22 protein-coding genes and 2 riboswitches are annotated in these 20,524 nt (G+C 62.5%); of the genes, 11 read left to right on the top strand and 11 right to left on the bottom strand.

What is annotated here, in order from left to right; translation table 11 throughout:
• Positions 1 to 6: 6 nt before the first annotated feature.
• The 3 genes from QRN50_RS08200 to QRN50_RS08190 are packed head-to-tail and all read left to right on the top strand — an operon-like array spanning position 7 to position 2,025.
• Positions 7 to 780 (top strand): PIG-L deacetylase family protein, encoded by a 774-nt coding sequence (locus QRN50_RS08200; protein ID WP_024641517.1) that lies wholly within the window; start codon positions 7 to 9, stop codon positions 778 to 780.
• Positions 777 to 1,403 (top strand): SAM-dependent methyltransferase, encoded by a 627-nt coding sequence (locus QRN50_RS08195; RefSeq protein ID WP_024641518.1) that lies wholly within the window; start codon positions 777 to 779, stop codon positions 1,401 to 1,403. The genes QRN50_RS08200 and QRN50_RS08195 overlap by 4 nt, the downstream gene beginning before the upstream one ends.
• Positions 1,372 to 2,025, top strand: a complete 654-nt coding sequence (locus QRN50_RS08190) for a glycosyltransferase family 2 protein (protein WP_003400627.1) — start codon at positions 1,372 to 1,374, stop codon at positions 2,023 to 2,025. The genes QRN50_RS08195 and QRN50_RS08190 overlap by 32 nt, the downstream gene beginning before the upstream one ends.
• A gap of 9 nt (positions 2,026 to 2,034) precedes the next feature.
• On the opposite strand, the gene QRN50_RS08185 is transcribed toward QRN50_RS08190, so the two are convergent.
• The 4 genes from QRN50_RS08185 to pcaD all read right to left on the bottom strand — a co-directional run bounded on the left by QRN50_RS08185 (position 2,035) and on the right by pcaD (position 5,966).
• Positions 2,035 to 3,075, bottom strand: a complete 1,041-nt coding sequence (locus QRN50_RS08185) for an alpha/beta hydrolase family protein (protein ID WP_011268147.1) — start codon at positions 3,073 to 3,075, stop codon at positions 2,035 to 2,037.
• 376 nt (positions 3,076 to 3,451) lie between these two features.
• Complete coding sequence (locus QRN50_RS08180; protein ID WP_011268148.1) at positions 3,452 to 4,060, bottom strand: FMN-dependent NADH-azoreductase; 609 nt, start codon at positions 4,058 to 4,060, stop codon at positions 3,452 to 3,454.
• A gap of 74 nt (positions 4,061 to 4,134) precedes the next feature.
• Positions 4,135 to 5,094: a LysR substrate-binding domain-containing protein gene (locus tag QRN50_RS08175; RefSeq protein ID WP_011268149.1), complete on the bottom strand. Its 960-nt coding sequence runs from the start codon at positions 5,092 to 5,094 to the stop codon at positions 4,135 to 4,137.
• 80 nt (positions 5,095 to 5,174) lie between these two features.
• Positions 5,175 to 5,966, bottom strand: a complete 792-nt coding sequence (pcaD, locus tag QRN50_RS08170) for a 3-oxoadipate enol-lactonase (protein WP_011268150.1) — start codon at positions 5,964 to 5,966, stop codon at positions 5,175 to 5,177.
• Between the two features lie 126 nt (positions 5,967 to 6,092).
• On the opposite strand from pcaD, the gene QRN50_RS08165 reads away from it, so the two are divergent.
• Complete coding sequence (locus QRN50_RS08165) at positions 6,093 to 6,461, top strand: MmcQ/YjbR family DNA-binding protein (RefSeq protein ID WP_057456819.1); 369 nt, start codon at positions 6,093 to 6,095, stop codon at positions 6,459 to 6,461.
• Here QRN50_RS08165 and QRN50_RS08160 read toward each other — a convergent pair.
• Together QRN50_RS08160 and QRN50_RS08155 are read right to left on the bottom strand one after the other, a co-directional pair.
• Positions 6,456 to 6,890, bottom strand: a complete 435-nt coding sequence (locus QRN50_RS08160; RefSeq protein WP_024639567.1) for a DUF1294 domain-containing protein — start codon at positions 6,888 to 6,890, stop codon at positions 6,456 to 6,458. The two genes, QRN50_RS08165 and QRN50_RS08160, sit on opposite strands and share 6 nt — an antisense overlap.
• Positions 6,887 to 7,717, bottom strand: a complete 831-nt coding sequence (locus tag QRN50_RS08155) for an undecaprenyl-diphosphate phosphatase (RefSeq protein ID WP_003400617.1) — start codon at positions 7,715 to 7,717, stop codon at positions 6,887 to 6,889. Before QRN50_RS08155 ends, QRN50_RS08160 begins: the two co-directional genes overlap by 4 nt.
• Positions 7,718 to 7,968: 251 nt before the next feature.
• On the opposite strand from QRN50_RS08155, the gene pnuC reads away from it, so the two are divergent.
• Complete coding sequence (gene pnuC / locus QRN50_RS08150; RefSeq protein WP_058821906.1) at positions 7,969 to 8,532, top strand: nicotinamide riboside transporter PnuC; 564 nt, start codon at positions 7,969 to 7,971, stop codon at positions 8,530 to 8,532.
• Complete coding sequence (locus QRN50_RS08145; RefSeq protein WP_024639569.1) at positions 8,529 to 9,074, top strand: AAA family ATPase; 546 nt, start codon at positions 8,529 to 8,531, stop codon at positions 9,072 to 9,074. Before pnuC ends, QRN50_RS08145 begins: the two co-directional genes overlap by 4 nt.
• Here the strand turns inward: QRN50_RS08145 and QRN50_RS08140 are convergent.
• A complete protein-coding gene (locus QRN50_RS08140) occupies positions 9,051 to 10,376 on the bottom strand; it encodes a sigma-54 dependent transcriptional regulator (RefSeq protein ID WP_096126524.1) in 1,326 nt (441 codons plus the stop codon). The genes QRN50_RS08145 and QRN50_RS08140 overlap by 24 nt on opposite strands.
• 317 nt (positions 10,377 to 10,693) lie before the next feature.
• Between QRN50_RS08140 and QRN50_RS08135 the strand changes: the two genes are divergently transcribed.
• Positions 10,694 to 10,960, top strand: coding sequence for a hypothetical protein (locus QRN50_RS08135; protein WP_003315350.1), 267 nt, complete (start codon positions 10,694 to 10,696; stop codon positions 10,958 to 10,960).
• A 157-nt stretch (positions 10,961 to 11,117) separates the two neighbouring features.
• Here QRN50_RS08135 and QRN50_RS08130 read toward each other — a convergent pair whose 3' ends face one another.
• Genes QRN50_RS08130 through cobW form a run of 4 tightly spaced genes read right to left on the bottom strand, consistent with a single transcriptional unit; the run spans position 11,118 to position 17,649 of the window.
• A complete protein-coding gene (locus QRN50_RS08130) occupies positions 11,118 to 11,729 on the bottom strand; it encodes a vWA domain-containing protein (protein WP_024641520.1) in 612 nt (203 codons plus the stop codon).
• Positions 11,730 to 11,782: 53 nt separating this feature from the next.
• Complete coding sequence (locus QRN50_RS08125; protein WP_011268155.1) at positions 11,783 to 12,817, bottom strand: magnesium chelatase ATPase subunit I; 1,035 nt, start codon at positions 12,815 to 12,817, stop codon at positions 11,783 to 11,785.
• Positions 12,817 to 16,581: a cobaltochelatase subunit CobN gene (gene cobN / locus QRN50_RS08120; protein WP_096126525.1), complete on the bottom strand. Its 3,765-nt coding sequence runs from the start codon at positions 16,579 to 16,581 to the stop codon at positions 12,817 to 12,819. Before cobN ends, QRN50_RS08125 begins: the two co-directional genes overlap by 1 nt.
• A gap of 3 nt (positions 16,582 to 16,584) precedes the next feature.
• Positions 16,585 to 17,649: a cobalamin biosynthesis protein CobW gene (gene cobW, locus QRN50_RS08115; protein WP_096126546.1), complete on the bottom strand. Its 1,065-nt coding sequence runs from the start codon at positions 17,647 to 17,649 to the stop codon at positions 16,585 to 16,587.
• A 119-nt stretch (positions 17,650 to 17,768) separates the two neighbouring features.
• Positions 17,769 to 17,992, bottom strand: a riboswitch (cobalamin riboswitch).
• Between the two features lie 58 nt (positions 17,993 to 18,050).
• Positions 18,051 to 18,265: riboswitch (cobalamin riboswitch) on the top strand.
• Positions 18,266 to 18,364: 99 nt separating this feature from the next.
• Here cobW and QRN50_RS08110 point away from each other — a divergent pair.
• From QRN50_RS08110 to cobM, 4 genes are read left to right on the top strand one after another with little or no spacing between them, the layout of a single operon-like run.
• Positions 18,365 to 18,547 carry a CbtB domain-containing protein gene (locus QRN50_RS08110; protein ID WP_003342053.1) on the top strand — a complete coding sequence of 61 codons (183 nt, stop codon included), beginning with the start codon at positions 18,365 to 18,367 and terminating at the stop codon, positions 18,545 to 18,547.
• A gap of 10 nt (positions 18,548 to 18,557) precedes the next feature.
• Complete coding sequence (locus QRN50_RS08105; protein ID WP_003400609.1) at positions 18,558 to 19,280, top strand: CbtA family protein; 723 nt, start codon at positions 18,558 to 18,560, stop codon at positions 19,278 to 19,280.
• The gene (locus QRN50_RS08100) at positions 19,258 to 19,707 is read left to right on the top strand and encodes a cobalamin biosynthesis protein (protein WP_024639573.1); all 450 of its coding nucleotides are present in this window, start codon (positions 19,258 to 19,260) and stop codon (positions 19,705 to 19,707) included. Before QRN50_RS08105 ends, QRN50_RS08100 begins: the two co-directional genes overlap by 23 nt.
• A 32-nt stretch (positions 19,708 to 19,739) precedes the next feature.
• A complete protein-coding gene (gene cobM, locus QRN50_RS08095; RefSeq protein ID WP_032657613.1) occupies positions 19,740 to 20,489 on the top strand; it encodes a precorrin-4 C(11)-methyltransferase in 750 nt (249 codons plus the stop codon).
• Positions 20,490 to 20,524 lie beyond the last annotated feature (35 nt).

Below are 20,524 nucleotides of genomic sequence, written 5' to 3'. Positions count from 1 at the left end.
TAGAGCATGAGTGAAGGGTTCGTAGTGAGTGATGACGAGTCCGGCCAGGGTACTTCCCTCGCCGCCTGGAATGCTTCGACCAGGCTGCACGGCCTGCCTGTGATCACCGCAGACCTGCTGGTGCCGACCAATTGCCGAGCCGTGATCATCGCCCCGCACCCGGATGATGAAGTATTGGCCTGTGGCGGTCTGATGAGCCAGTTGGCACAACTGGAACGCAATCTGTTACTGATCTCGGTCACCGATGGTACAGCCAGCCATCCGGGCTCCGCGCTCTGGCCCGTCGATCGTCTGTCCAAAGCCCGACCTGAGGAAAGTGCCGAAGCCTTGAATCGCCTCGGCATACCTGCCGAGCGCCTTGAGTGGTTGCGTGGTGGCCTTCAGGACGGCGCCGTGGCCGCAGCGGAAGATCATCTGGTGACTTTTCTTGAACAGCATCTGGGCCCTGCCGACGTGGTGTTCGCCACCTGGGCAGAAGATGGCCACAGCGACCATGAAGCGGTCGGCAGAGCCAGTGCCAAGGCCTGCGCGTCAACCGGAGCACAGTTCCACGAAGTGCCGGTCTGGGCCTGGCACTGGGCTGACCCTGAAGACCAGCGTCTGCCGTGGGACAGAGCGCGCAAGCTGCTGCTCGATCCGGTGACGCTGGCCCATAAACGCAATGCCGCCCAGGCGTTCACCAGTCAGTTGCAGGGTGATCCGGCCATCGGTCTTTCCCCGGTTTTGCCGGACGCAGTGCTGGAAAGGCTGCTGCAGCCCTTTGAAGTGGTGTTCACATGAGCGTCGAGGACAGTTATTTCAATGAGCTGTTTCTCAACAACGATGACCCGTGGGCATTCAAGCAACGCTGGTATGAACGGCGCAAGCGCGCCCTGACCCTGGCGGCTCTGCCCCGCGAACGCTACCGCTCGGTATTCGAGCCCGGCTGTGCCAACGGCGAACTCAGTGCCGACCTTGCCGGGCGCTGCGATGCACTGGTGTGCTGCGACACCTCGAATCTGGCGGTGGACCTGGCACGCAAGCGTCTGGCCGATCAGCCCCATGCCCGAGTGTTGCAAGCGCGTTTGCCGCAGCAATGGCCGCAGGGCGAATTCGACCTGATCGTCTTCAGCGAGATGGGTTATTACCTGGACGCCGACGACCTGCACGGCCTGATCGACCGCGCACTGGCGGCCCTGGCACCGGACGGCCAGTTGCTCGCCTGTCACTGGCGGCCCGATATCGAAGGCTGCCCGCTGAACGCCGAGGCGGTTCACGACATCCTTGCTGCACGCTTGTCCATGCACCGACTTTTCAGTCATCACGAACAGGATTTCCTGCTGGACCTGTGGAGTCGTGATGGAACATCCGTAGCAGAACAGGAATTCTCCGATGATCGGCATTCTGATCCCGGTGCACAATGAAGAGCAGTTACTCGACTTGTGTCTCGAAACGATAAAGCAGGCGGCTGCACACCCCGACCTCAAGGGCGAATGCGTGGAAGTGCTGGTGGTTCTCGACAGCTGCACCGATCGCTCGGCGGAGATCGCACGGGCGCATGGCGTGATGATTCTCGAAGTGTCGGCGCGCAACGTGGGCCAGGCTCGGGCACAGGGCGCGGAGTTTCTTCTCGACCGGGGCGCACGCTGGCTGGCGTGTACCGATGGCGACAGTACCGTGGCCAACGACTGGCTTGCCGAACAGCTGGCGCTGGATGCCGACGCGGTGTGCGGAACGGTGACGCCCGGCGACTGGAGCAAGGACATCTCGGCGGCCGCACAGGCCGCTTACCTGCAGCATTATCAGCACCGTGACGGCCACCGACACATTCATGGTGCCAACCTGGGCGTCAGCTCGATTGCGTATATCAGCGCCGGTGGATTTCCGGCACTGCCCTGCCACGAGGACGTGCACCTGGTTCGGCAACTGGAATTGATCGGTGCGCGGATTGCCTGGAGCTGCCGCCCGAAGGTCACAACCAGCACCCGCCTCGACTCGAAAGCCAGGGGCGGGTTCGGCGATTTTCTGAGTTCGCTGAATGCCTGAACGGCGTGTTTACTGATGATGCGCCGTCTGCATGCCTGAACGGTCATCGTCTGCGGAATTGAGCGCCGCACTGAAGAAGCGCACCGCTTCGGCACTCAGGTTACGGTGAATATCCTCGCGGTCCACGCCGTCAGGGTCATTGCACAGCAACGGCGCACTCGCGCGCTGCTCATCACTGCACGGTGCCATGAAGACAAAGTGCCCTGCGCCGGCGAGTAACTTGTAGTCGGGTGGCTGCGGCAGCTTGCGCGCCAGCGCCTCTGCGTTTCGGTCGATCGCCAGCAACTGATCGTCATCCCCCGCGTACATCAGTACCGGCACGTGCACATCACCCAGCGTATGACGGCCGAACATCAGACTCAACGGGGCCATCAACATCAATGCGCCGACCCGCGGATCCGCCTGAGCGTGAAGGTCATCACGGTCCGCGACCAGTTCGCCCTGCGTCTTGCACGCATCACGGTCTGTCGGGCGCTCGGCGCAGTACTGACGCAGACGCTGCAGATCAGGTTGTGCGCCGGCGAGAATCAGCGCGGTTTCGCCACCGGCCGAATAACCGATCACGCCCACTTGCCGGGCATTGAGATAGGGGGCCAGCAAGGGGTCGAGCAAGGCCGTGCTGATCGCTTCGGAAATCTGCAGCGGTCGCCCGTACAAGTTACTCAGGCTGCCGAGACGGCTGTGATCGCGATCATTGTCGCCAGGATGGACCACGGCAACCACCACAAACCCCTGGCGGGCCAGCGAAGTGGCCAGGTCATGCAGTGCCAGCGGGGTACCGGTGTTGCCGTGCGACAGCAACAACAAGGGGAAACGGCCCATTGCGATGGGCGCTTCTTCACCGGCCTCGACACGGTAACCATGAAGCATGCTCACTTGCTCGGCGGCGGTCGACGGGTAAAAGGCGATGGCCTCGACCGGCTGAGAATCCAGCGGATCAGGGAAACTCAACTGGTGATAACCCGCGCTCCAGGATTCATCCGCCTGAGCGTGCACCGAAACAAGGCTATCGAGCAGGAAAACCAGCATCACTGCACAAAGACGTACCATGGCAAGGCCCAACCTTTGCAAATCCGGAACTTCGTCCAGACAATCCATCAAGCGCTTGTGTCGAGCATCATGCTCCAGCGCGCCGTTCCCACCCAGATATGAGTGTTTAAAACAGAAATAGTGCACAAGCCGGGCCATAAACTGCCCGTTGTTTTTTTGCGAGGGCAGATATTTCCGCCAGCCTGACAAGGCAGTGCTCGAAAAGGCTAGTCTAGTCCCCTAAGAACCCCGCTACCTGTAAGAAAGCTGTCAAGGTTGTATCCCGTCAGCGCGCCGTTCAGCGCAGCCCATCGCCATGCATCAGAAACAAAAAAACTCCACAACCCGGCAGGAAAACCCCGCGCAGGTTGTAGAGTTTCGTGAAGACGGCTTTTGATCAGGCCGCGAACAGCTCGTTCTGGATGTAGTGCTGAGCAGCGCTCATGGCGCTGGCACGCGGCTCTTCGCCATATGCCAGGCCGTGGGCGCGGACGAATTGCAGGTCGGTGATACCGATGAAGGCGAACAGCGCCTTGAGCAGCTCTTCGTGACCTACGCCAGTGGGTTGCCCGGCGTGCAGACCGCCCGAGGTAGAGACGATAATGACTTTCTTGCCGCCACACAGGCCTTCAGGACCTGCTTCGGAGTAACGGAACGTGCGACCCGCGATCAGAATCCGGTCAAACCAGGCTTTCAGCTGGGTCGGGATGGTGAAGTTGTACATGGGTGCGCCGATGACCAGCACGTCCGAATCGAGAAACTGCTGCAAGGTGGCTTCGTTGCCTGCCACTTCCTGCTGCTGGGCGGCGTCACGGACTTCTACCGGCGTGCCCGCTGCGGCGAGGCTGGCGGCAGAGAAATGCCCAAGCGCATCGCTGGCCAGATCGCGGTAGGTGACCTGGCTGTCGGCGTGCGCAGTCAGGTAGGCCTGGACAACCTCATGGGTCAGCTGACGCGAAGCAGAGTGATCGCCGAGGATGCTGGAGTCGAGGTGCAACAGATTCATAACGTAGCTCCCATAAGAAAATCGCCACGGGGCGATGAAGTGGCGAGCATCCTATCCTTGATCGCAATAGATGATTAGTGGTCTTGAATGCGACTGTTCGTTCTATTAAGAGAACAATAGAGTGAGTCAGGGCTCAGGCTCAGCTCTTTGAATGAGGTCTCGAACACATCCAGCAGGCCTCTGACGGCAGGAAGCAGGCCACGGCGCGAGGCGAACACGGCATGCACGATGCCGCACTTGGGTCGGTGCTCGCTGAACAGCTCTACCAGGCGTCCGTCCTGCAAGGCTTCCCTGACAATCAGCTCGGGAAGCTGGGCCACACCGACACCCTGCAACGCGGCCTGCAGCATCATGTCCAGGTCCGAACTGATGAGCCGGGGCGTGTGGCGTATTTCGGCATAGTGGCCGGGGTGCGTCTCCAGCAACCAGCGGTGCTCATGATTCGAAGAAGGCATGTCGAGGCTGGGCAGCGTCGACAGCGCGTCGAGAGAAGGCGTTGCCGACAGCCTGGCCGCCAGGTCGGCGCGTGCCACCAGACGCTGGGCACTGTGCCCAAGCTTCTTGACCACCAGCCCGTCGTCCTCCAGCGGTGGAAAGCGCACACGCAGCGCAATGTCGATGTTCTCGGTCAGCGGGTCGACGCGTCGGTTGGTACTTTCGACCTGGATCTGAACCTTGGGGTGCTCGGCCGCGAAACGGGCGATGGTCTCGTTGAAGCCCATCGCCGCCAAAGCAGGGGGACAACTGATCACCACCCTGCCCTGCGGTTCGGATTTGGAACGCAGGATGGCCTCTTCGGCCGCCTCGGCCTCGACCAGCATGGCCACGCAGTGAGCGTAATAGTCACGCCCGCTTTCGGTGACCGCAAAGGTGCGCGTCGAGCGGTGAATCAGCCGAACACCCAGGCGCTCCTCGAGTCCGGCAATGCGCCGGCTGAGCTTGGACTTGGGGATCCCCAGCTTGCGGCTTGCCGGCGCAAAGCCGAGGCACTCGACCACCTGGACGAAATAAAACAGATCGTTGAGATCAAACACCCGGCCACCTCGTTTTCAGAGCCGGGAGTATGCAGCGCCGTGCCCCGTGCCTCAAGACCGGGACGGAGGATCGCGCCGGGTCATTCGGCAGTCAGAAATGCCAGCACCGGTACAGTGAATGCCTCACCCGCTTCGACACTGGACAGGTGCGCCGCGTGCAGTTCGATGATCTGCGCTCCCTTAATCCGTTCGACCATGAAACGCCCGTCCGCCGGGGTCGTTACAGCATCCTGCGTGCCACAGACCACCAGCACCGGCAGCTCGATGGACGCGATCTGCTCCCGGAAATCCGCATCGCGCACAGCCGCGCAATTGGCCGCGTAACCCTGTGGCGAGGTGCGTGCCAGCATGCCGACGACCGTGTCGACGGCAGCAGGCTCGGCGTCCGCGAAGGATGGTGTGAACCAGCGTGCGATCGAGGCATCGCGCAACGCGACCATGGCTGCCTGGCCGTCACGCAGCACGGTTTCGATGCGAGGATTCCAGACATCGGGGTTGCCGATTTTGGCGGCCGTATTGCACAGAACGACCTTGTGCAGGCGCTGCGGCGCATTGATTGCCAGCCATTGGCCGATCAGCCCCCCCATGGACAGGCCGCAGAAGAAAGCCTTGTCGATGCCCAGCGCGTCGAGTAGCGCCAACACGTCGCGAGCGTTTTGCTCGATGCTGTAACTGCCCTCGCTGACCAGCGATTTGCCATGGCCGCGCGTGTCGTAACGCAACACCTGAAAGTGCCGGCTGAAGGCAGGCACCTGGTTGTCCCACATGTGCAGATCAGTGCCCAGGGAATTGGACAAGACCAGCACCGGCGCGCCCGCCGGGCCTTCGAGCAGGTAGTTCAGTTGACCATCAGCGAGTTGCACGGCAGACATTCGAGACTCCGGAGAAAGACAAAGCTGCACACTAATGAGTGTCGCAGCAGCATACAATCGGCTGATCGAATATCCGTGCGGCTATCGAACAGCTTACCGTGCGCCGTCAAAACCCAGGGAGCATCCATGCCAAAGAGCCCGCAAAAGAGCCTGCACAAGGAGGACATCGCCAGATTCTGTCTCGATCTGCCGGGTGCGCGTGAAGACTACAAGTGGGGCGGCGTGCGGGTTTTTTCCGTCGCCGAAAAGAAAATGTTCGCGGTCATGGATCTGACCGGCGAGGACCTTGCGTTCAAGGTCCACCCGGAATTGTTTCTGGGTTACGTGGATCGACCCGGCATACGACCTGCGCCCTACCTGGCGCGTGCGCACTGGATCAGCGTGGCAAACGTACAGACGCTGAGCACCGATGAGTTGCGCGATCTGCTGACCCGCTCGCACCAGTTGGTGGTCGGCAGGCTGCCGAAACGGCAACAGATCGGCCTTAAGCTATAACGGCAACAGCTGCACAAGCCGCTTGCCCATAAACAGCCAGTCAATCCACAGCGCCTGATGCACCAGCACGATCAGCCAGAACACGATCTGAAACGACACCTTGCGGGTCTTGTGCCGGAACACCTGTTGCGCCAGCAGCGCGCCGGGCCAGCCGCCGAGCAGCTCGACGCCATGCAGGACGTTCTCCGGCGTGCGCTGGCCGGCGTTGCCGGCCTGTCGCTTGTCATGCCGGTAAAGCACGAACGCCAGCAGGCTCATGACGATCAGGACCAGCGCCGGAATCGGCGTGACCTGCCTCAGCCACAGCGATGCCGTTCCGTAGACCGGTAACGCACACAGCAGCAACAACGCCAGGACCTTCAAGCGCAGTTGCCGGACCGGCGACCTGCCACGGCTGGCTGGCCGTGACGACTCGCGGCTCGCTGTCATGCCTTGGCCGATGCCCAGTCGATCCAGCCGAACTGCCAGGTCGCCAGAATCAGCAGGCCAAAAGCTATGCGATACCAGGCGAACACCGCATAGCTGTGAGTGGCAATGAACTTGAGCAAACCGCGCACTGCGATCATCGCAAAAATGAACGAAGTAACGAAGCCGATAGCAAACACCGCAAAGTCGTCCGGGCGAAACATGTCACGGTACTTGTAGCCCGAATACACCGCGGCACCGACCATGGTCGGCATGGCCAGGAAGAACGAGAATTCGGTCGCCGCCTTGCGGGACAGGCCGAACAGCAGGCCGCCAATGATCGTCGAACCCGAACGCGAGGTGCCGGGGATCATCGCCAGGCACTGTACCAAGCCTATTTTGAGCGCATCGCTCCAGCTCATATCATCGACGGTTTCGGTGCGCACGGTGTGCTCGCGGCGCTCGGCCCAAAGCATGATCACCCCACCGATGACCAGCGCCGTGGCCACGGTAATGGCATTGAACAGGTAGTGGTGAATGGTATCGGCGAAGATCACGCCCAGCACCACGGCCGGCATGAAGGCGATCAGCAGGTTGAGGGTGAAACGCTGCGCTTGTTGCTGTTTGGGCAAACCCACGACGACGTCGAGGATCTTGCGCCGAAACTCCCAGACTACTGCCAGAATCGCCCCCAACTGAATGATGATGTTGAAGGCCATGGCGCGCTCGCCGCCAAAATCGATCAGGTCGGCGACGATGATCTGATGCCCGGTACTGGAGATCGGCAGGAACTCCGTCAGCCCTTCTACAACACCCAATATCAACGCCTGAGCAGCGGTCCAAAGATCCATCATTCCCCCATGAAGCGATGCCGCAGGCTCGCTGTTTAATGTTGTCGTGTAAAAAATGCTTGCCACTATGCCGCTACATGCCTGAACGAAGCTTGAAGAAACTCGCGCAAATGCAAGGCGCGGAATGCTAGCAGACCTGCACGCACAACGCCTGCTGACGTAGGGCCTGGCGCAACACAAGCTGCACGCCGCGCGCAGAAGCGCATACAATCGCCGGCCCCACCCCTCACTACCCTCACCAAGGAGCCGCCATGTCCGGGCTTGAACTCTTCGCTGCCGCCATCGGCGTTATCGCAGTCTGGCTGACAGTGAAGCAGAATCCCTGGTGCTGGCCAATCGGCCTGGTCATGGTGGTGATTTACATCTGGATATTCTTCGACGTGAAGCTGTATTCGGACATGCTCCTGCAGGTCATCTACGCAGGCCTGCAGGTCTATGGCTGGCTGCAATGGACCCGGCACGGTGACGGCCTGCCGGTCAAAGCCGTAACCACGCTGCAGAAAGGTCCGGTGCTCAAGGGGCTGGCGGTTGGCGTACTCATCAGCGTTGCACTGGGTGCCGGCATGGCGCATTTCACCGATGCTGCACAACCCTGGCTGGACGCCGCGTTGACCGGGTTCAGTCTGGTGGCGCAGGTCTGGATGGCGCAAAAACGCGTTCAGTGCTGGCCGCTGTGGATCCTGCTCGATGTGATTTTCGTCGGCCTGTTCATCTACAAGGAGCTGTACCTGACGGCTGCGCTGTATGGCTTGTTCACCCTGCTGGCGGTACAGGGCTGGCGCGAGTGGCGCAACGATCTGGCGCTGGCGCGATGAAAGTTCTGGTCCTCACCGGCCCCGAGTCCAGCGGCAAGAGCTGGCTGTCGGCGCAAATACAGCATCGCTTCGGCGGCCTGCTGGTCGGCGAATACGTCCGGCAGTTCATCGATCAGCAGGGCCGCGATACCGATTACGCCGACATCCCGGCCATCGCCCAGGGCCAGCTGGCCTGGGAGGACGCCGCGCGCAGCGCTGAGCCGAACCTGCTGATACTCGACACGCATCTGTTAAGCAACATGCTCTGGAGCCGCACCCTGTTCGGCGATTGCCCTGCGTGGATCGAACAGCAACTGCTGAGCCGATCCTATGACCTGCACCTGCTGCTGTCGCCCGAAGGCGTTGACTGGATCAGCGACGGCCAGCGCTGCCAGCCGCAGTTGGGTGAACGCCAGGCCTTTTTCGACGCCAGCCGGGAATGGCTGGAACACCACCGGCAGGCTTACCGGGTACTGGGCGGTAACTGGGTGCAGCGCCGCGAACAGGCGCTGACCGCTGTCTCACAGTTGCTGGGCGACTCAGCGGATCTGGTGCTTGTGTAACAATCGATAAAACGTCGGCCGCGAAATACCCAGCACTCTGGCCGCCACACTCAAATTGTCACTGTGGCGCGTCAAGACGTCGCACAACGCCTGACGCTCGGCACGCGACTTGTAATCCTCCAGCGTCCCCATGCTGCCAATGCTGTCCTCTTCGCCAAGCAGGCCCAGGTTTGCAGCCTCTATCTGCCTGCCTTCGGCCAGCACCAGCCCGCGTCGAACGCGACCGGCCAGTTCGCGCACATTGCCAGGCCAATCGTGCTTGCCCAGCGCCACCAGCGCATCCTGACTGAAACTGCGCGCCCGCCTGCCGGTTTCCTGACTGTACAAATGGGCGAAATGGTTAGCCAGCAGCGCCAGATCGCCATGGCGCTCGCGCAGCGGCGCTACACCGACCTGCAGTACATTGAGCTGGTAATACAGGTCGTCGCGAAAGCGCTTTTTGCGCACGGCCGTTTCAAGATCCTCACGGGTCGCGGCCAGCACCCGCACATCCACTGCAATCGGTTCGCCGCCGTCCGCGCGTTCGATCTGCCGGTCTTCGAGAAAGCGCAGCAGGCTCGCCTGGGTATCCAGCGGGAGCTCACCGACCTCATCGAGCAACAGCGTGCCGCCGTCTGCCGCCTCAAGCAGCCCGACCCTGCGCTCTTGAGCATCGTCAAATTCGCCGTCCTCATGACCGAACAGCACGGCGTGGATCGACTGCCCGTCAGGCGCTGCGCAATCAACGACGATAAAGGGTTTGTCACGTCGCAAGGACTGAGTATGCAGGCTGCGCGCGATCAGTTCCTTGCCCGTGCCCCGCTCGCCCCTGATCAGTACCGGCGAATCGGTGGGCGCCAGTTTGCTCAGCAGCCTGCGCAATTCACGGACAGGCCGACTGTCGCCGAGCAGCTCGGGCTCCGCGCTGAATTGCGATGGCGCGCCCTGCACATTCGGGTGCCCGGCAGTCAATGCTCTGTCCAGCGAGGCATGCAGCCGACCTGCATCGAAAGGCAGCGTATGGAAGTCGAAAAACCAGCGGCAGACGAAATCGCCGATTTTCTCACGTCGCAAATCACTGGCTGACAGCACTGCAATCCAGCGCACGGGGCTGTTAACGAACAGCGCCTCGAGCCTGGACACGTGTTCAAAATGATCGGACGTCAGGTGAATGAGGCCTACATCACAATCAGAAATGATTGCCGAACCCGATGGGCTTTCCTGCACCGTCCAGCCGGCTGCGATCAGAACTGCGATCAATGGATGACAGTCGTCACCGCCGTCGAGCATTAACAGACGTCGTGTTGGGGCCGATCCATGCATGAAGTTTCCTTGGCGCCCGGCGTATGGAGGGATTTTTAAAAGCTTTTTATAAACAGTCTGTTGGCGAGCCCAACCATCACCCTAGCAAATATTTGACGCGGCGTTGTACCGTTTGGGTCTAACGCTCATAACCTGCGGTCATTAATGCGTTACCTGCCCGACCCTTCTTCACGCGCGTGCCCGCCGAAAATAATTCGCAACTATTTTCAGTGAACAGTGTGACTCAAGCCCCCTTGTCGTTCATCAACACAAGTAACCAGCCGGACGGTTAGCCCGCCGACGTGACTGAATTGATATGGGCACTTGAGGAAACGACCATGAACGCCCCACTGCGCTTCAACGATGCACTTCTGATCGCTGGACACGCTTTTGAACCCTTCCAGTGTGTTGCCTGGGCACCACAGGACGGTAACGGCGAACTGAGCCTGACGGTGATCGACCGCACCAGCAACCGTATCGGTCGCAAGCAGATCCCGAGCAGCACCTATTCCGACAAGCGCCAGCTGGCCAGCGCTCTGGAACAGGCCCGTGCAGAAATCAGCAACGAAGGCTACGACCTTGAGCCGTGGACCATGCCGGCTTGATGCCTGACCGAGCGGGCTCCCCGCTTGGCGTAATGGAAAACCTGTGGGATCGCCGCACTAGCCGCGCCCACAGGAATGTGTTCTCAGTGCCATGCTCTGCGCGCGCCAACCCCGCAGAGCATCGGCAAGAGAGCAGGGCCTGACGGATTCCCCATCCTCAGACCCGCTTCAACTCATCGATGTGCCGATACTCGGCCCCCAGACTCGATGCCAGTTCCCGCGCCCTTCCCAGGCGGATCGGGCCTTTCTCGATATCGATCAGCAAACTGGCGCAGTCGAACGCAGGCAGTGCCGGTAACGACTTGATCCGACCATCGGTCAGCACCAGAACCCGCTGCTGTTCAGCCGGATAGCGTTTTTGCCGTTGCGCCAACCATTCAGCCGCCTGTTGCAGCGCTTCCGGCAACGGCGTACCACCACCAGCCCCCAGTGCATCCAGCCAGGGTGTCAACGCCGACGAGGCCTTCAGCCCTTGATGCTGCCAGCGTGGCGCAGTGCCGCTGGCGGTCAGCAAGGCCAGCCGAGCCCGGCGTCGATAGGCATCGTCGAACATCTGCGACAGCAGGCCCTTGGCCTGACTCAACGCCTGATGGCGGCGGGTAGACGCCGAAGCATCGACAATCACCAGCAATAACTCGCTGGGCCGGCTGCTACGCGGCTGGCGAACCAGGTCCTTGTAGCTCTTCGGCTGACCGCGCAAAAAGGTCGGCAACCATTGCACCGGGCCGTCAGCTCCGACACGCACAGCGCCCTGCCTGCCGCTGGCCAGTCGACCGGGACGGGGAATGGCATCCGCCCCCTGTATGGCGCGGGGGCGGATGCCTAGGGCTTTTTTGGCCAGCTCGGCACTTCGCGGCGTGATCCGGTCGTGACGGCCTGAGCGGGCAACTCACCCCAGTTGCCCTGCCCGCTTTCAGGCTCGGCCTGTTTGCTGGACGAGCCCGGTGGCGGTGGCGGCGCCTCGGAGTTTTGCGGCGGCGGTAAGGGCTCGCGACGCCGATGACGCAAGGCAAATTCGGCAACCGCCTCGATGTCCTGCTCTTCAATGTGCCCGGCCCCCCGCCACGCCGCATGCGCGCGCGCAGCCCGCAGCCAGACCAGATCGGCGCGCATGCCGTCGACACCTGCGGCAAAGCAGCGCTCGGTGATCATTGCCAGGGACTGGTCATCCAGTTCAATGCCCGACAGCAACTGACGTGCCTGTTCACAGCGCTGCTTCAAGGCATCCTGCTGCGTTTGCCAGTGCTGGCAGAAGCCCTGCGGATCGCTGTCGAAATCCAGACGGCGACGGATGATCTGACTGCGCTCGGCAGGCAGCGTATGGCCGCTCAGGGCCACATTGAGGCCAAAGCGATCCAGCAACTGCGGGCGCAGTTCGCCCTCTTCGGGGTTCATGGTGCCGATCAGCACGAAACGCGCAGCATGACGATGGGAGATACCGTCGCGCTCGACCAGGTTGACGCCGCTGGCCGCGACGTCCAGCAGCAGGTCGACCAGATGGTCGGCAAGCAGGTTGACCTCATCGACATACAGCACGCCACCGTCGGCCTTGGCCAGCACGCCCGGAGAGAAGCGCGCGCGGCCTTCGCTCAGCGCGGCGTCAAGGTCCAGCGTGCCGACCAGACGCTCTTCGGTAGCGCCCAGCGGCAAGGTGACGAACTGACCGCTGGCCAGCACATCGGCCAGCCCGCGGGCCAGCGTCGATTTGGCCATGCCCCGTGGCCCTTCGATCAACACGCCGCCGATGCGCGGGTCAATGGCAGTCAGGCATAACGCCAGTTTCAAGTCATCGGCACCGACCACAGCAGCCAGTGGGAAATGCGGAGTTTCGCTCATCGTTGAATCAGACACGGTCATCAGTTCTCTTCTATGTCCAGGAGCAGGTCTTCCAGCGCCTGCTGATACTCGCCAGGCTCCTGCCAGAGGCCGCGCTGCTGGGCTTCGAGCATGCGCTCGGTCATGTCGCGCAAGGCATCGGGGTTGTGCTCGGCGATGAAATCGCGAGTCGCCGGGTCCAGCAGATAGGCGTCGGCGAGCAGCGCGTACTGGTGATCATCGATCAGCTCGGTGGTCGCATCGAACGCGAACAGGAAATCCACGGTCGCGGCCATCTCGAATGCGCCTTTGTAACCATGGCGCTTGGCCCCTTCGATCCATTTCGGATTCGCTGCGCGCGAGCGTATCACCCGGTTCAGCTCTTCCTTGAGGGTGTGGATCTTCGGCAGGTCGGGCTGGCTGTGATCGCCATGATAACTGGCGGTCTTTTGCCCGCTGAGGCTTTCAGAAGCGGCGAGCATGCCGCCCTGAAACTGGTAGTAGTCATTTGAGTCGAGCAGATCGTGCTCGCGATTGTCCTGATTCTGCAGCACCGCCTGCACCTGAGAAAGCCGCTGGGCAAAGCGCTGACGCGCAGGCGTACCTTCATCGGCAGCGCCATAGGCGTAACCGCCCCAGTTCAGGTAAACCTCGGCAAGGTCGTCGCGGCTCTGCCACAGGCGGCCATCGATAGCACCCTGTACGCCAGCGCCATAGGCACCGGGCTTGGCACCGAATATCCGCCAGCCGGCCTGACGCGCCGCCTCGTCTTCGTCCAGGCCTTCTGCGAGGAAGCCTTGCCGTTCTTCACGGACCCTGGCCGCCAGCGGGTTCAGGTCGTCGGGCTCGTCAAGCGCCGCGACGGCCTGCACCGCAGCGTCGAACAGCTTGATGAGGTTGGCGAACGCGTCGCGGAAGAAACCGGAGACCCGCAGTGTCACGTCCACTCGCGGGCGGTCGAGCAGGCTGATCGGCAGAATCTCGAAGTCGTCGACCCGCTGACTGCCCGTCGCCCACACCGGACGCACGCCCATCAGCGCCATGGCCTGGGCGATGTCGTCACCGCCGGTACGCATGGTCGCCGTGCCCCATACCGACAGGCCCAGCTGGCGCAGGTGATCGCCATGGTCCTGCAGGTGACGTTCCAGCAACAGGTTGGCGGACTGGAAGCCGATTCGCCAGGCCGTGGTGGTCGGCAGGTTGCGCACGTCCACGGTAAAAAAGTTGCGGCCGGTGGGCAGCACATCCAGACGGCCCCGGCTCGGCGCGCCGCTGGGGCCTGCCGGAACGAAGCGACCACTCAGGGCATCGAGCATGCCCTGCATTTCGCCGGGGCCGCAGGCATCCAGACGCGGCGCGACAACGTCACGCAAGCTGTCGAGAATCAGCGCCAGATCATCGTGCGCCGGCAAGTCGGTCAACGCTTCGCCCTGCGTGACGCGTTCGATAAGGATGGCGGCGTAAAGCTCCAGCCGCTCGCGCGCGTCGCCTGCACTGCGCCAGGGGTCGCTGCTCAGGTGCTGCAACGCAGCAGGACGCGGGCCGGTCCAGGGTTCGGCCAGCTCGCAGTTCAAGGGGTCGAAGTCCAGCTCGAACGCCTTGCTCAACGCGCGCAACAGACTGGACTGCGCGCCACGCCCGTCACCACGCGGAATACGCAGCAGGGCCAGCAAGGTGTCGATGCGCAGGCGACCTTGCGGCGATTGACCGAAGATATGCAGGCCATCGCGAATCTGTGATTCCTTCAGGTCACACAGGTAAGTGTCCAGACGTGGCAGCCAGAGCGCCGCGTCGGCATCGCTGTCGAGGTTCTCGCCCAACGCCAGTTCGCGGTCGATATGGGTTTCACGAACCAGTTCGAGAATGTCACGCTGCAGCTCGCGCGCGCGGCGCGGATCAAGCATTTGCGCTTCATAGAATTCGTCGGCGAGCAGTTCCAGATTGCGCAACGGGCCGTAGGTCTCCGCGCGGGTCAGCGGCGGCATCAAGTGATCGATGATGACAGCCTGAGTGCGCCGTTTGGCCTGTGCGCCCTCGCCCGGGTCGTTGACGATGAACGGATAGATGTTCGGCATGGCGCCCAGCACCGCGTCCGGCCAGCAGGTTTGCGACAGCCCCACGCCCTTGCCCGGCAGCCACTCGAGGTTGCCGTGCTTGCCGACATGCACCACCGCATGCGCGCCGTAGGCCTTGCGCAGCCAGAAGTAGAACGCCAGATAGCCATGGGGGGGAACCAGATCCGGGTCGTGATACACCGCGCTCGGGTCGACCTGATAACCCCGCGCCGGTTGAATGCCGATGAACGTGAGGCCAAAGCGCAGTCCGGCGATCATCATCCGGCCGCTGCGAAACATCGGATCGGTGTCCGGCGTGCCCCAACGGGCGTTCACCGCATCGCGATTTTCCTGCGGCAGTTCGTTGAAAGCCGCCAGGTATTCCTCCAGCGCCATGCTCTGCTGACACGGGCGCTGGTCGATACTGTCCAGATCATTGGTCACGCCGCCCAGCAGTTGCTGGATCAGTTCGGTGCCAGTGTCCGGCAACGGCGCCAGCGGATAGCCCTCGGCCTGCATGGCGCGCAGGATATTCAGCGCCGCAGCAGGCGTATCGAGCCCCACACCATTGCCGATCCTACCGTCGCGAGTCGGGTAGTTGGCGAGGATCAGCGCCACGCGCTTTTCGCCATTGGGCAGGCGCGCAAGCTCGATCCAGCGCCACGCCAGTTCCGCGACGAAATCCATCCGGTCCGGCTGGGCACGGTAGCAGACCACGTCCGACTGGCTGCGCTCACTGCGCCAGGCCAGGTCCTTGAAGCTGATCGGCCGGCTGATGATCCGTCCGTCCAGCTCCGGCAAGGCAATGTGCATCGCCAGATCGCGAGCGCCGAGGCCCTGTTCGCTGGCCTGCCAGGCAGGCTCGTTGTCCTGCGCGCAGATGGCCTGAATGACCGGCACGTTGCGCCGAAACGGCCGCAGATGCGGCGCCTCCGGACTCGACTGGGCAAAACCGGTGGTATTGAGGATCAGCTCGGTTTCGGCTTCATCCAGCCAGTCCTCCACCTGAGTAAAACAGCCGGGTTCCTTGAGGCTGGCCACGGCAATGGGCAGCGGGTTGATGCCTTGCGCCTGCAAGCGGACACAGAACTCGTCGATGAAACCGGTATTGGCGGCCTGCAGGTGCGAGCGATAGAACAGCAGCGCCACCACTGGCTGCTCGGCAAGCCAGTCTGCCTGCCAATCGGCATGCTGCGCGCTTGCCAGGCGAGGATGGTAGATGGCTGTGCGCGGCAACGGCGCGGGCTCGGCCCATGAGTAATCGCGGTCCAGCCAGCGACTGGCCATGCAGTTGTACAGTTGCAGCGCGTTCTGCAGGCCGCCCTGACGCAGGAACTGCCAGAGTCGATCGCGCTCTGCGGCAGGCACGGTGCTCAGATCACTCAGTTCCGGATCAGGGCGGTCATCACCGGGCACCAGAATGACCTGAACACCACGTGCCGCGAGCTCCATCAGCCGCTCGACGCCATAGCGCCAGTAGCCGATACCGCCGTGCAGCGAAATCAGAATGACCTTTGCGTGACGCAGCACTTCATCGACGTACAGGTCGACAGAGGCGTGATTCTGGACCTGCATCGGGTTGGCCAGACGCAGGCTGGGGTAGTCTTCGGGGAGCTGCCGGGCAGCTTCGGCCAGCAGCGCCAGGCTGGAGTCGCCGCTGCAGAGAATCACCAGCTCGGCCGGCGTCTGGCCCAGATCGGCAATATTGTCGTCAGGTACGAAACCGCCGGGCTGGGTTCTCAGTAAATGCATGGGTCAGCCGGCAATCGCAGCGTTGAGTTGCACTTGCAGGGCTGCGGCATCCAGCTCCTGACCGATCAGCACCAGGTGCGTGGCACGCTCTTCATCGGCACGCCAGGCGCGGTCGAAGTGCTTGTCGAAACGCGTGCCGACACCTTGAATCAGCAGGCGCATCGGCTTGCCGGGAATGGCCGCGAAGCCCTTCACACGCAGAATGCCGTGCTGCACCACCAGTTGATTCAGTGCATCGAGCAGGACTTTCTCATCGGCTTGCGGCAGTTTCAGGGAAATCGAATCGAACGCGTCGTGATCGTGGTCATCATGACCGTCATCGTCGTGGTGATCATGGTGGGTCTTGCGAGCGTCGATGTGCAGCTCGGACTCGGCACCGACACCCAGCAGCACGCTGATCGGCAGGCGACCGCTGCTGGCTTCGATCACCTTGACCGCAGGCGGCAGCTCCTCGGCAACTTCGGCACGCACCGTCGCCAGACCTTCGGCGTCGATCATGTCGGCCTTGTTGAGGATCACCAGATCGGCGCTGGCCAGTTGATCGGCAAACAGTTCGTGCAGGGGCGACTCGTGGTCCAGGTTGGGATCGAGTTTGCGCTGCGCATCGACCTGATCCGGGAAGGCAGCGAAAGTACCGGCCAGTACCGCCGGGCTGTCAACCACCGTGATTACCGCATCGACCGTGCAGGCGTTGCGGATTTCCGGCCATTGAAAAGCCTGGACCAGCGGCTTGGGCAGCGCCAGCCCCGAGGTTTCGATCAGGATATGGTCCAGGTCACCACGGCGCGCGACCAGTTCGCGCATGACCGGGAAGAACTCTTCCTGCACGGTGCAGCACAGGCAACCGTTGGCCAGTTCGTAGACCCGGCCGTTGGCTTCTTCTTCGGTGCAGCCGATCGTGCACTGCTTGAGGATTTCTCCGTCGATGCCCAGCTCGCCGAACTCATTGACAATGACCGCAATGCGCCGCCCTTCGGCGTTATCGAGCATGTGCCGCAACAGGGTGGTCTTGCCCGAGCCGAGGAAGCCGGTGACGATGGTGACGGGAAGCTTGGCCAGTGTTTTCATCAGGTGCCCTTTGGCAATGCGGCGGGCAAACAGGACGAGAACCGCATGCATGACACGCGGATCGGATCGCCACCGGATCACCCCGCCCGGTTGTAGTGAGAATTCTCCAAGGCCGCAGCATGTGAGGCCCGTTCGAGGCAGGTCTCCTGGCTCACGGCGGCGTGCGGCAGGCAATGAATAATGTGCCGACACGCATTCATCGCGCCTTCCCGCCGCAGCAGTGGCTGTGCAATGAACATGACCGTTTACAGTTGCGGGGGCAGCTGCGGCTTGTACCGCATTCCCGTCTTAGCTCCACTGGGTGATGTTTTACCCGGGGAGAACCTCGAATCAGCAAGGCTACGCAGTGACTGCAGACAGGTCAATCGTTCAGATTGACGCTGCCCCGCCGCCCATGGTCTCCTGTGCGCCTTGTTTCGGGTGCCCCTCACGGGGTGAAACGGGAAACCGGTGCGCTCGCGTTGTCGAGCAAGTCCGGTGCTGCCCCCGCAACGGTAAGCGAGAGTAGGTCTGATCCACTGTGCCACTGGCATGGGAAGGTGACCTTGCAGGCTTTGACGCACTGACGTCTCGGCCCCTCGCGAGCCCGGAGACCGGCCCGATATGCTTGCAATGACAAACCCGCGGTGGGCGGGCGCAGTTGAAACCTCCGGCGTCTGCCGGCAGGTTCTTTTGCGCGTGGCCCACTTGCCGATTACCAACAAGAGGGAACGCCATGTCGACCATCAGCAGCCACGCCGCCGCGCCCAGCTCCACACGCACTCAACGCCTGACCGCCGCCATCAGCGCTGCGCTTCTCGGTGCCTGCCTGGTGTACTTCGCCGGTTTCTCGCACATCGCGGCCGTGCACAACGCGGCACACGATACCCGTCACAGCGCTGCCTTTCCTTGCCATTGAGGGCCACACAATGTTCAAGCGAATCGCCTACACCGCAGGTTTCACCGGCCTGCTCGCCGCCCTGCTGCTGACCCTGCTGCAAAGCCTGTGGGTGGTGCCGCTGATCCAGCAGGCCGAGACCTACGAAAACGCGCCTGCCGAGCAACTGCATCAGCACGCGGACGGCGCGATGGCCGAACACAGCCATGCCCATGAAGAAGCGGCCTGGGAGCCCGAAAACGGCTGGCAGCGTGTGCTATCCACCACTGGCGGTAACCTGGTGGTCGCGGTGGGCTTTGCGCTGATGCTTGCCGGGCTTTACACCCTGCGCGCGCCGGGTCGCACCGTGCAAGGCGCATGGTGGGGGCTGGCGGGTTTTGCCGTGTTCGTGCTGGCCCCCACCTTTGGCCTGCCACCCGAACTGCCAGGCACAGCCGCGGCCGAGCTGAGCCAGCGGCAGTTGTGGTGGCTCGGCGCTGCCGCGTCGACTGCCGCCGGGCTGGCCTTGCTGGTGTTCGGTCAGAACTGGCTGCTCAAAGCACTGGGTGTGGCGATTTTGCTGGTCCCGCATGTGCTTGGCGCGCCACAGCCGCTGGTCCATGAAAGCCTTGCTCCCGAGGCGCTGGAATCGCAGTTCATGATGGCCTCGCTGCTGACCAACGCGCTGTTCTGGGTCGCGCTGGGATTGATCAGTGCCTGGCTGTTCCGCAGAAACGATGTGCATAACGACAATGTCGACCTGCATCAAGCCTGATCCAGCGACGCTTCAACCCGGCGCAGCACTGGTGGCCGGGCTGGGCTGTCGGCGCGGCTGCTCGGCTGCGCTGTTGCGCGATCTGCTCGAGCAAAGCCTGCAGGCACTTGAGCTGGACATCGGCCGGGTGACCGCGCTGGCGTCCATCGACCTGAAACAAACCGAGCCCGGCCTGCTTGAGCTGGCCGGGCAACTTGCAGTGCCGCTGGTGTGCTTCAACGCTGCGCAACTGGTGGCCTGGGAACTGCACCTCACGCACCGTTCTGCGCAGGTGTTCCAGAGCACTGGCTGTCATGGCGTCGCCGAAGGCTCGGCTCTGGCGCTGGCGGCGCAACTGGGAGACGGTACCGCCACGCTGCTGATCGAACGGCAGAAAAGCGCGCAGGCCACATTTGCCTTGGCAATCAGCCCTGCGCACGGCGGATAATCTCCCCGCGCTCATTCACCCCGGAGAATTCATTGACTGTCTATTTCATCGGCGCAGGCCCTGGCGATCCCGAGCTGATCACCGTCAAGGGCCAACGCCTGATTCGCAGCTGCCCGGTCATTATCTACGCAGGCTCGCTGGTGCCCCTCGCCGTTCTGGAGGGCCATCAGGCCGTGCAGGTGACCAACAGCGCCGAACTGCATCTGGAGCAGATCATCGAGCTGATCAAGCGCGCGCACGCACAGGGCCAGGATGTGGCGCGCGTGCATTCCGGAGACCCTAGCCTGTATGGCGCTATCGGCGAGCAGATCCGCCACCTGCGCGAACTCGACATTCCGTTCGAAATCATTCCGGGGGTCACCGCGACCGCTGCCTGCGCCGCGCTTCTGGGCGTCGAGCTGACCCTGCCGGACGTTTCGCAGAGCGTGATTCTGACCCGCTATGCCGACAAGACCTCAATGCCCAGCGGCGAGGAACTGGCCAGTCTGGCCAGCCATCGGGCAACCATGGCGATTCATCTGGGGGTGAACAACCTGCAACGGATCGTCGAGGAGCTCATGCCACATTACGGCGCCGACTGCCCGATTGCCGTGGTGCACCGCGCCAGCTGGCCGGACCAGGACTGGGCCGTTGGCACGCTGGCGGATATTGAGGAAAAGGTCCAGGCCAAGGGCTTTCGCCGTACCGCACTGATTCTGGTCGGACGTGTGCTTGCCGATGACACCTTCAGCGAGTCCTCGCTGTACCGCGCTGGGCATGCCCACTTGTTCAGGCCGTTGTAGTCAGTACCTCTACGCGGCACGACGATCGCATCGCG

Origin of the sequence: Pseudomonas sp. MEJ108, assembly GCF_030208985.1 — a bacterium.
Classification (GTDB): domain Bacteria; phylum Pseudomonadota; class Gammaproteobacteria; order Pseudomonadales; family Pseudomonadaceae; genus Aquipseudomonas; species Aquipseudomonas fragariae.
Note: the sequence above shows the minus strand (reverse complement) of the source record. Positions and strands in the feature narration are given on the sequence as shown.